Source organism: Microcoleus sp. S13_C5 (genome assembly GCF_036700845.1).
GTDB lineage: Bacteria > Cyanobacteriota > Cyanobacteriia > Cyanobacteriales > Microcoleaceae > Microcoleus.
This window is the reverse complement of sequence record NZ_JAUBPR010000012.1, coordinates 46290-57964: the sequence shown is the minus strand read 5'-3', so window position 1 is coordinate 57964 and position 11675 is coordinate 46290. Positions and strand designations below refer to the sequence as shown.

Sequence of the window (11675 nt, the reverse complement as noted above, 5' to 3'; positions counted from 1 at the left end):
AAGAAGGGTATAACTACCCGATCAACCTACGTTTAATTGCCTCCATGCAAACTGCGATTCTGGTATTAGTAAGTTGACCATCAAGCTGATCGACATTCAGTTTTGCTTTGAGACTCTGGACGTAGTTCTGAGCTGTTTTGAGGGATATATGCATCCGATCTGCAATTGCCTGATCTGTAAGGGCTTGGTTACATAACAAGTCCAATACCGTTCTATCCTTATCAGTCAATGGCATTTCGTTCATTAAATTACGAGGAATCTTACACTGTCCAGCTAAAGCACTACGACCTCCTTCTAGAAAAGCATTCCGTCTTTCCATTTTATTAACGACAGCAAATCCCCCTTGATGTTCAAATATTTGCTTCAGGACTTGCCTTAAATAGCTTGGTTCGCTGGTATAGACGAGAACATTTAACAGAGGGTGATGCTCAAAAATATGGTTGAGTAGCGCTAAACCTGGCTTGGCTGACTCCTCGCCTGTCAATGTCCCAAATTGTAAGTCAATTACTACTAAATCTATGTTCTCTTGCTTGAGTTGCTCAATCCCCTCTTCAGGGGCTTCCTGAATAATGCAGGAACACTGAGGGTCTATCATCCTCAAAAAATCACAATTATTTTGACCCACTTCAGGGTGATCCTCAATCACCAGAAAGCGTTGTGTTTGATAACTCATAGTTTGACCGCCATAACTATTTTATCATTTCTTCAGCAGCAGACTCGTTTGCACGACTATTTAGACTGGCTATATAACGTGAGCTTTTACTGATAATGATAATCATGAGGGGAAAGGCGAGTAACACTCGCCTTTTCTCTCCCTCCTCTATTGTGTAAGTCTACAGAGTTACAATTTTGGCTTTATAACCTTTATGCTCTAGTTTTTTAACCTCTTTGTTAGCAGCTACACGATCTCGGAAAGTGCCTGCATTTATCCATTTTTTTTCATTAGGGCGGTGATACTGGACGCGGTATTCATGGCGATGTGGGGATGTAAGCGCAACTTTTGTTGTTTGCTTCATAGGCTGAGCATTGGCTTGGAGGGGAACAGCAATGCCTAGCCCAAGGGTAGCTAGAGAGATGAGTGTAACCATTACCTTGTTCATGATTCAGACCTGTTTGTAAAGTTGATAGTTTTATTCTGTCCTTCAAGTCTTCCGGTTGATAGGGGAGTAAGCGCAAATAATATTGCGTGTTTACGCAAGTCCGTTCAGAAAACGACTTAGAAGGAGAGCGATTGTTTTCGGGGAGAGGGGGGGCAATCAGGGGTTTTAAAAATTTATCATCCCAAAGACCTTGTAGAGAAACCTTTTGAGATATTTTAGGCGAGCGAGTAAAATCGACGCAGAATAGCAAGAATCGTTGCAGTTGGTCTGACTTACCCAGATATCTACTCCATACTCTACTGTTTTTTGGCATTACAAGAATTGGTGCAAAGATGAGCTAGTTCAAAACATCAGACATCCTTCTGCTATAGCTACAATGAGAAAATACTTTCGTGCGATCGGGATCTGTGTCTGTGTCGGAAAATCAAGCACCCACCTTCATCTTAGTTGACGGTCACTCCCTGGCCTTTCGCTCCTACTTCGCCTTTGCCAAAAGTCGAGACGGAGGGTTGCGAACTACGACGGGCATTCCCACCAGCGTCTGTTTTGGCTTTCTCAAGTCGCTGCTGGAAGTTATGGCGGCCTACGACCCCCAGTACATGGCGATCGCCTTTGACCTCGCCACACCCACATTTCGCCACGAAGCAGACGACACCTACAAAGCCGGTCGAGCCGAAACACCGGAAGATTTTAAGCCGGATATCAAAAACCTGCAAGAATTGCTCACCTATTTGAATTTACCAGCAATAACTGCTCCCGGCTACGAGGCGGACGATGTTTTGGGAACTTTGGCAAATAAAGCCAGCGCGGCAGGTTATCAGGTCAAAATCCTCACGGGCGATCGAGATTTGTTTCAATTAGTAGAAACCGAAAAACAAATCAGCGTATTATATCTGAGTACCGATGAGCTCAGGCGATCGGGAAAAGGCAAATCCCAAGAATACGGTCCCGAAGAAGTCAAAGCCAAACTCGGTATTTTGCCCGAACAAGTAGTAGATTACAAAGCTTTGTGCGGCGACAAATCCGACAACATCCCCGGAGTCAAAGGCATCGGCGACAAAACGGCCCTGCAATTGCTGGAAGCTTACAATTCCCTTGATGGAATCTATGCAGCCATCGATGAGATTAAAGGAGCAACTAAGAAAAAGCTAGAAGAAGGCAAAGAAGCTGCTTATCATTCTCAACGCATGGCGACAATTGTCCAAGACGTGCCATTAGAAATCAACTTAGAAGATTGCCAGCTTATAGGTTTTGACGAATCAGCTTTGATTCCCATGCTGGAAAAATTGGAATTCAAAACATTTTTAAGCAAAGTTAAACAAATTCAAAAGCGTTTTGGTGGCGTTGAAGAACCATTGGCAAAGGGCGGGCAAGATGCCCACCCCACAATCAATTCAATGGAGAGTGGAACAGGCATCTTGCCTGTTGCCGACAGTGGAACAGGCAAGATGCCTGTTGCAAAGGGCGGGCAAGATGCCCACCCCACAATAGATAAGTCACCTGCAACTTCTGAAAGTTCAGAAGACGACGACTTGTCGTTTTTTAGTCCTGCAGAAACCAAAGCTGCTCAGCAACAGAAAAAACTGCCAATTAAACCCCGAATAATTCAAACAACCGAAGAGTTAAACGAATTAGTCCAACTGCTGCAAACCTGCACCGACAAAGCCTCACCCGTGGCGTGGGATACCGAAACCACCGCGATCGAACCGCGAGACGCCGAATTAGTCGGAATTGGCTGCTGTTGGGGAACCGGCGAAGAGGATCTCGCTTACATTCCCACGGGACACAAAACTGGCAAAAGCTTGGACAAAGCCACAGTTTTAAATGCTTTGCGTCCGATTTTGGAAAGCGAGAATTATCCCAAAGCGCTGCAAAATGCTAAGTTCGATCAATCGATCCTGCGCTGTCAGGGAATCAAACTAGCCGGAGTCGTCTTCGACACCATGCTAGCCAGTTACGTACTCAACCCAGAAACTAGCCACAGTCTCAGCGAATTGTCAAGGAAATACTTAGGCATTGTCGCCAAAAGTTACAATGAATTAGTGCCGAAAAACAAAACAATTGCTGACATCAGTATTCCGGCGGTAGCCGACTACTGCGGCATGGATGTTCACACGACATTTGGGTTAGTAAATAAACTTAGAGCAGAATTGGATAAAGCTGATGAAGCTAACTTTCCGGGAAAGTCTTTGCACCAGTTGCTGTTGGAAGTAGAACAGCCCCTAGAACCAGTTTTAGCTGAAATGGAATACTGCGGAATTCGCATTGATTCAGCTTACCTGCAAGAACTGTCACAACAGCTAGAAAAGAGCTTAAAAGAAATAGAAGAAAAGACTTATCAAGCAGCGGGGAGAAAGTTTAATTTAGGTTCCCCAAAACAACTCAGCGAAATATTGTTAGAAAAAATCCCGGATGAGTTTCAGAAAAAGTCTCGCAAAACTAAGACGGGATACTCTACAGACGCCGCTGTATTGGATAAATTGCAAGGAGACCACCCGATTGTAGACGATTTATTGGAACACCGAACATTATCCAAGTTGAAATCAACTTATGTCGATGCTTTGCCGCAGTTAGTGCGTGCCGATACTGGGCGAGTGCATACAGATTTTAACCAAACTGCAACGGGTACGGGAAGGCTTTCTTCTTCCAATCCAAATTTACAAAATATTCCCATCCGCACCGAGTTTTCGCGGCAAATTCGCAAGGCTTTTTTACCCGAAGAAGGTTGGCTGATGGTGTCGGCTGACTATTCTCAAATTGAACTGCGAATTTTGGCTCACTTGAGTCAAGAACCTGTGTTAATAGAAGCTTACCAAAACAATCGAGACGTGCATACCGTGACAGCTCAACTGCTGTTTGAAAAAGAGGAAGTAACGCCGGACGAAAGACGGTTTGGCAAAACGATTAATTTTGGGGTAATTTACGGTATGGGGGCGATCAAGTTTGGTCGTTCGATGGGCAAAACTTCAGCAGACGGTAAAAAGTTTATTGAACGATTTAACCAGCGTTACAGTAAAGTTTTTGAATATTTGGAGAAAGTAAAAAAAGAGGCTATCGCCCTCGGATACGTCACCACAATACTCGGCCGCCGCCGCTATTTAAAATTCGAGAGCGAAAGCCTCCTCGACTTAAAAGGCCGCAATCCTCAAGACATTCACTCCGATCGACTTAAATCTGTTAGCAGAGATGACGCCCAATCTTTGCGCGCTGCAGCCAACGCTCCGATTCAAGGCTCTAGTGCTGATATCATTAAACTTGCCATGATTGAGGTACACAAAATTTTGCAAAACTATCAGGCGCGACTACTGCTGCAAGTTCACGATGAATTAATCTTTGAAGTCCCTCCCGATGAATGGGAAGAATTGCAACCGAAAATTAGAACTGCGATGGAAAATGCTCTGCCACTTAGCGTACCGCTGATAGTTGACATCCACGCTGGGCAAAATTGGATGGAAACTAAATAAAACAGAGAAATATGAGCCAACTTAAAATCGCCATTTTCCCAAAAATAAAAACCTTAAGTGCAGTTGCTCTGCTATTGCTACTATTCGGGTGTCCACAAAAGTTAGCGCCCAACAACTATGTTGTCAAGCGAGTTAGCGACGGCGACACCCTTGTGGCCAGTGATGCCGCCGGGAAAGATATAAAAGTGCGTTTTGCCTGTGTAGATGCACCGGAAGTGGCGCACACAAATGCTGAGAAAAATAGCAAAGCATCACCACAAAAAAATCAATTTAAGTGGGGAAATCTAGCGCACCAAAGAATGCAGCAGCTTGTCAAACATGGGGGTGGTCGCGTTGTTTTGACCGTCACCGATACTGACCGCTACGGCCGCAAAGTTAGCGAAGTTCGCTTGCCAAATGGTACATTTGCCCAAGAAGTTTTGGTTCGCGAAGGATTAGCAATGGTTTACCGTCCTTACTTGAAAAACTGTCCGAGTGCAAGTGTTCTGGAACAAGCGGAAGCCGAAGCTAAGAAAAATCGCCGCGGCGTTTGGGGAGATTCTAAGTTCGTTCCCGCGTGGAAATTTCGGAACAGTGATAAATGATGGGAAGAAGGCCCTTCGACTTCGAGATCGGGTAAAAAGAAGGAAAATGCTAGGAGTAAGAGCTAACTCTTGCCTTCGGAGTTTTGTTAGTCTAGTAGAGCCACAAGTTTCAACCGATTTGTATATTGACAGGGACAGGATTATGTTGTTGGCGCGGAATCTGGGAACCTGTATCAGACATTTACAGTCTTGGACTTACTCAGGTTTTGTTAAACCCCGTCTATACTATAAATCTTAGGTTTAGCTGCTCCGCATCGGCCCAGAAAGCGGGTTTCTAGATACCGATGCCGATCGTCCTAATTTAGTACAATACAATCAGGACGAGGTTCTGCTCCTACGGTCTGCAATCTGTGGAGTTTCGGCGATAGCTGACGCCAGATTCATCTAAAACCAGACATGAGTTCGATCGCACTTTTCTCCGAGCTGTTTTTTCGGAAAAGTCAACAAATGTGATAGGCTCCAGATAAACTAATAGACTGCTGACAAAAGCGGTCTATTGCAATCACCCAAAATTAACTTTAAGGGACATCAATGAATTTCAAACATCTGGTTATTTCCGGCCTGGCCCTAATCCTCGGTACTGCAATTGTAGGAAACGCGATTGCTCAAGAACTGACCGAAAGCCAAAAAACGGTTATTTGTCGCTTGAAAACAGAAGTTGACCAGCGGAAAGGCAGCGGTCAAAAATTAGTATTTGTGCCGTTGCTGGGCCAAGTTCGCAAGCAAGTTTCATCTCCTTTTAGAGCAACGCTGCATCCTAATGTGGAGTATGTTTTTGTTGCCACTTGCGACGGAAATTGCCAAGATTTAAACCTAGCTCTCAAGGATGCAAGCGGTCAGGAAATCGCTGTGAGTCAAAAAACAGGCGAACTGCCGTCACTCTCTTTTACTCCCCCATCCCAAGGCGAATATCAAATCACTGCTAAGCCTGGGGAATGCACGACGGCAGAGGGTTGCAGTTTCGGCATGGGAATCTTCGTTCCTACTTCTGCTAGCGTACCTAATGCTTCAAGAATTCCTGCTGATATAGCACAATTTCGACTTTGCCAGTAGGGGAGCAGCGATAGAGTTGTGGGTTGCGAGTAGAGTAGAGTTTTCAATCCGAAATCTAACTCATAACTTGCAACTTATAACTCGCCACTTATATCGCAACCACGCCCGACGGTGAGTAGGTTATTAATTACTGAAACCATGCCTTTGACTGGTTCTTTCTTGTTGCTTTTTTTTTACTCTGAGCGACTTGCCCTGCCCTTCGACTTCGCTCAGGAACCGTGACTGGCCGGCTCGCATCGCCGAAGGGAAGGGACCCGAAGGCAGCGGAAGAGCCTTATTCGTTCTGCTATAATTTGTTACGCATAACTCCTCGAAACTGTCAAGCCGATCGAGCTGTGGAACCCTGCAAAGACCCCACAACTGCCGAAACCTAGCTTGAGCCAGAACTTTATTTACCCTCAGGCAGGCATCAATTAGAATATAGATGGTGCCTCTCAAAGGTGACGAGTACATTTCCCATGTCTTTAACCTTAGCTTTGAAAAATCAACTGCATAACCGTCCTCAAATAGGGTTGAAAAGTCTGTTGGGCCGCTTGGGTATCAGGCAGAAAATCGGCTGCGGATACGCCTTGGTCATTAGTATTGCCGTTTTGGGTGCTGTGGCGGGACGGGGAGTAGAATCCTATCACAAACAGCAAGTTAGAGAAAAACTAGCGATCGACCGAGATAAAGCGGAAATCCTGACAAACCTCAATAACACGGTGCAGGAAGTCAGAATTCAGCAGCAAGAGCTGGCGAGTCTGACGACCAAACCGCAAATTTTCGATCGCGAACGCTCGGAATTCCTGACTCGCGTTGCTCAGATGAGCGGCCTCCTCGAACAACTGCAAACCTCGTCGCCGACGAAGAATCCCGAGATTGCCAAAGACTACCAACAGCTTCAACAGTTCGCTCAAGCCAACGGCAAAACCGTCGAATCATACTTTCAACAAGTACAAAAATTGTTGGCGACTGCCAAATTATCTGCTTTGAATCCGCAACAGCAGCAGGCTTTGGGGCGGAATTTGAACAATTTTGTGGCGGGCGAAACTGCTTTGAAACTCAAACAGTTTTCCGAGGATTCAGCCCAACTGGCCGGCAACTTTGGCGAGAAAGCAGACGAGGCATTGAGAACCTACGAAAATGCCGAAAAGCTGGGAACTCTCATTCTCGTTTGCTCTCTCTTGATATCAGGTGCGATCGCAGCAATTCTAGCAGCATACACCAGCGGGGCGATCGCTCGCTCCTTAGAAGCCACCACCCTCATCGCTCAGCGAGTGACAGAAGAATCTAACTTTGACCTGCAAGTACCAGTCACTACTTCCGACGAAGTGGGAATGCTAGCAATTTCCCTCAACGAACTAATCCAAAGAGTAGCGGAATACACAGAAGAATTGCACGAAGCAAAAGTAGCCGCCGAAGCTGCTAACCGCTCGAAAAGTGCATTTCTCGCCAACATGAGCCACGAACTACGCACCCCCCTCAACGCGATCATTAACTACAGCGAAATGCTGCAAGAAGATGCTCAAGATTCCGGTTCAGAAGACTTTCTCCCGGACTTAGAAAAAATTCAAACCGCAGGCAAACACCTGCTGGATATGATTAGCGACATCCTCGATATTTCCAAAATAGAAGCGGGTCACGTCACCCTTTATTTGGAAAACTTCGACGTGGCGACCATGATTGAAGAAGTGATGACTACCGCTCAACCGCTAGTAGAAAAAAAAGGCAATGCTTTAGCACTGAAAACAAAAGGCGAACTCGGCACAATGTACGCCGACCAACCGAAAGTGCGACAAATTCTCCTCAATTTGCTCAGCAATGCTGCCAAATTTACGGAAAAAGGCGTCATTACTATCGGCGTCGAAAGAATGAAAATTGAAAAGTCAAGACCGACGAAACACAATAAAAATAATGATATTCACTCTGGTTCAAGCTACACTTCTCAAGTTTTAATGTTTCGAGTCAGCGACACCGGCATCGGGATGACGGACGAGCAATTAGAGCAGATATTTAAACCTTTTACCCAAGCTGATGCTTCGACTACCCGCAAGTATGGAGGGACGGGTTTGGGATTGACAATTAGCCAGCGTTTGTGTCAAATTCTCGGCGGCGAAATTAGCGTCGAAAGCGAAAACGGTAAAGGTTCAACTTTTATTGTCAGTCTCCCGGAACGGGTGGTAATGCAGGGATGAAGTGAGGCAAAATATGGATTTTGACACGGATACACGGATTAATTATTGAGCATTCCTCAATAGTCACGAGGCAGATGTTCAAGGAATAAGAAAGAGGGAGGAAGGAAGAGGGAAATTTTAAAATGTATTGATATAGCAACCGCTTTCGTCGGTGAGGGCATAAAGTGTAAATAGCCCCAATTGCCGTGCGATCGCAAAACCCATCTCCAAAGTTGTACTCTTAAATATCAATACTTCGGACAGTTTTTGATTACCACCCGTAGGATAAGGGTTTCAAGGCTCCAAGGCGATCGAGCTACCAACGGAAAATCGAGGGTTTCAGACTACGAAATAAAAACAGTTCGGACTATTGAAATATCAGAGCTTATGAATATTACTCGCGTCTCAGTTGACTCAGCAGGCAATCAGGCCAATCAAGGCCCATCGATATCCTCCCATCCTTCCATTTCGTCCGACGGGCGGTTTGTGGCGTTTGAATCTCCAGCATCCAACCTTGTGCCGGGGGACACTAACAATAACACCGACATTTTCGTGCGCGACACGCTAACCAATACAACTACCCGCGTCTCTGTTGACTCAGCCGGCAATCAGGCGAATGCAGGCTCCTCCGCTCTCTCTCTCTCAGCCAACGGGCAGTTGGTGGCATTTGGGTCTAGTGCCACAAACCTCGTACCGGGCGACACCAACAATAGCGGCGACATCTTCGTGCGAGACTCGTTGACGAATACCACCACCCGCGTATCTGTTGACTCAGCCGGCAATCAGGCGAATGCAGGCTCCTCCGCTCCCTCTATCTCAGCCGACGGGCGGTTTGTGGCATTTTTCTCTTTTGCCACAAACCTCGTGCCGGGGGACACTAACAATAGCGGCGACATCTTCGTGCGAGACTTGTGGATGAATACCACCACCCGCGTATCTGTAGACTCAGCAGGCAATCAGGGGAACCAGTATTCCGACTATCCCTCCATCTCAGCCGACGGGCGATTTGTGGCATTTGGGTCTGATGCCACAAACCTCGTGCCGGGGGACACTAACAATAGCGGCGACATCTTCGTGCGGGACTTGTTGACGAATACCACCACCCGCGTATCTGTAGACTCAGCAGGCAATCAAGCCAACAGGGAGTCCTACGACTCCTCCCCGAAAGCCAGCGGGTCCTATGATCCCTCCATCTCAGCCGACGGGCGGTTTGTGGCATTTTGGTCTGGTGCCACAAACCTCGTGCCGGGGGATACTAACGATAACCCTGACATCTTCGTGCGGGACACGCTAGCCAATACCACCACCCGTGTCTCTGTTGACTCAGCAGGCAATCAGGCGAACAATTACTCCGTCTTGAGCCCCTCCGTCTCAGCCAACGGGCGGTTTGTGGCGTTTGATTCTCTTGCCTCCAACCTCGTGCCGGGGGATACTAACAACAGACACGACATCTTCGTGCGGGACTTGTTGACGAATACCACCACTCGCGTCTCTGTTGACTCAGCAGGCAATCAGGGGAACAGCGGGTCTTTTGAGCCCTCCATCTCTGCAGATGGGCAGAGAGTAGCGTTTTCATCTGAGGCCAGTAACCTCGTACCGGGGGATACTAACTTTACTTACAATAGCCGCCTCGATGTCTTTGTTTCTGACACCGGTAGCACTCCAGGCAATAACCCTCCGGATAACAGCATCAACGGCAGTCCCGACAACGACATCCTGACTGGCACCAGCGGCAACGACATCATCAACGGTGTGGAAGGGAATGACGTACTTATGGGCTTGCGAGGCAACGATATCCTTGTCGGGGGCGACGGCAGCGATATTCTCAATGGTGGCAAAGGTTTCGACACTCTCAATGGTGGTTTAGGAAACGATATTCTAGTCGGTGGCGGGGGCAACGATGTCTTTGTTTTAGGTGCCGGGTTGGGAGTTGATACAATTGCTGATTTCGCCAACTCTCAAGATACCGTGCAATTAATCAATGGCTTGACCTTCGGACAGTTATCAATTTCGCCGGGAACGGACGGCACATTAATTACAGTAGCCAGCAGCGGTGAAGTTTTAGCTTCTTTGATAGGTGTTGCTCCCAATCTCATCGGTTCTGAAGATTTCATCTCGGTCTAGAGATAGTAAAGTGGTCATTTGTGGAATCACTTTTACTCAGGGAACATGATTAAAATTGGCCAACAATCCTTGTAAGTTTTGATAATTCCCAGGTCAAAACCTAGGAATATAGCAAGCCTAAAGAACAAAGCCTTGTACAACAGTAGTTTTCAAGACTCCTTCAAAAGTGCGTTCTGTCTTGTCCACCAGCACAACTACATTGCGCCCGTTCGGAGACAAACGAACTTCTCGAATTGAATAAGAGAACACCCAATCTTGAAAATTGTTCAGCGTTCCCAAGACACGCTGCCGACCGTTATGATTAATTACAAGACGCATTGCCGCGCTTTCTTTGCCAGCCGAAGCATTTTTTTGCCGCTGTTCCAGGCGAATTTGTAAAGGTTTTGCTGTATTGACTTTGACGGCGACTGTCTCGCTTCCCTTGGCTCCGGGAGTACGAGAAATAATCTTCAGTTTAGTTCCAGATTGAGGAGGAGTTAACTTCAAAGTTTCCCTGCTATTCCAACTTTTTTTAAGCAAGTCATCTTCTGCCATTTTAGTGCTTTTATTCGAGTCGGGCTCGCCATATTTAGTTTCGATACACCCATTTCTGATGCAGGAATTTGCAGCAACTTGGACAATTTGCAATTTTGCTTTGGGAATTCCCGCTCCTGTATCTCGGGAACTTTCTAGATACAAGTAGTAATTGCTGTCGGCGGAAAAACCCGACATCCGGTGTGCGGCACGCCAGGTATTTGCTAAAGATTCAGGGGCTACTGCGATCGAGGCACTTGCTATAATACCTAACGAAACTAAAGGTAAAAATTTCATAGCTATATAGTCCTGTTCTGAGAGTTATAGCGGTTGTTATCGATGCGTAAAACAATAACGCTTTGGGTTTAACTATAGGACAGTGACGATTCTCAAGTCCTCTCTCCTATTTACATGAGAGTTTCTCTTTTTTCCGCAGGAGACTGTTTAAGAATGTGCAGTTTTTTTAAGTCGCACTAGAAAGCATTTTTAATGTGAGAGTTGCTTTTATCCAAGAGTGCAACTTTTAGGGGCCACAGTTTGCTTTTGGCTGCCAGAGACTGCGACAAAGGACGGAAATACCTATCTACAGATAGGGGAACACCGATCCGCCCCCCTTCTGCAACTCCCTACAATGACAATTGTATGAGCAATCAAGCAATTGCCTCTACAGCAGTCATCCTTTTC

8 protein-coding genes are annotated in these 11675 nt (G+C 46.3%); 5 read left to right on the top strand and 3 right to left on the bottom strand.

Annotated features, from left to right (window positions below; genetic code table 11):
- Nucleotides 1–13 precede the first annotated feature (13 nt).
- A complete protein-coding gene (locus QUA04_RS05520) occupies nt 14–673 on the bottom strand; it encodes a LuxR C-terminal-related transcriptional regulator (RefSeq protein WP_333254539.1) in 660 nt (219 codons plus the stop codon).
- Nucleotides 674–833: 160 nt separating this feature from the next.
- On the bottom strand, nt 834–1100 hold the full coding sequence (locus QUA04_RS05515; RefSeq protein ID WP_333254537.1) for a hypothetical protein: 267 nt from the start codon (nt 1098–1100) through the stop codon (nt 834–836).
- 392 nt (nt 1101–1492) lie between these two features.
- Between QUA04_RS05515 and polA the strand changes: the two genes are divergently transcribed.
- The 5 genes from polA (at nt 1493) to QUA04_RS05490 (ending at nt 10478) form a co-directional block, all read left to right on the top strand.
- A complete protein-coding gene (gene polA, locus QUA04_RS05510; protein WP_333254535.1) occupies nt 1493–4564 on the top strand; it encodes a DNA polymerase I in 3072 nt (1023 codons plus the stop codon).
- An 11-nt stretch (nt 4565–4575) separates the two neighbouring features.
- Nucleotides 4576–5148 (top strand): thermonuclease family protein, encoded by a 573-nt coding sequence (locus QUA04_RS05505; RefSeq protein WP_333254533.1) that lies wholly within the window; start codon nt 4576–4578, stop codon nt 5146–5148.
- 531 nt (nt 5149–5679) lie between these two features.
- On the top strand, nt 5680–6201 hold the full coding sequence (locus QUA04_RS05500) for a hypothetical protein (RefSeq protein ID WP_333254531.1): 522 nt from the start codon (nt 5680–5682) through the stop codon (nt 6199–6201).
- A 458-nt stretch (nt 6202–6659) separates the two neighbouring features.
- Entirely contained in the window at nt 6660–8375 is a 1716-nt protein-coding gene (locus tag QUA04_RS05495; RefSeq protein WP_333254529.1) for an ATP-binding protein, read from the top strand.
- 366 nt (nt 8376–8741) lie between these two features.
- Complete coding sequence (locus tag QUA04_RS05490; RefSeq protein ID WP_333254527.1) at nt 8742–10478, top strand: calcium-binding protein; 1737 nt, start codon at nt 8742–8744, stop codon at nt 10476–10478.
- Between the two features lie 117 nt (nt 10479–10595).
- Here QUA04_RS05490 and QUA04_RS05485 read toward each other — a convergent pair whose 3' ends face one another.
- The gene (locus tag QUA04_RS05485; protein WP_333254525.1) at nt 10596–11288 is read right to left on the bottom strand and encodes a DUF2259 domain-containing protein; all 693 of its coding nucleotides are present in this window, start codon (nt 11286–11288) and stop codon (nt 10596–10598) included.
- Between the last annotated feature and the right edge of the window lie 387 nt (nt 11289–11675).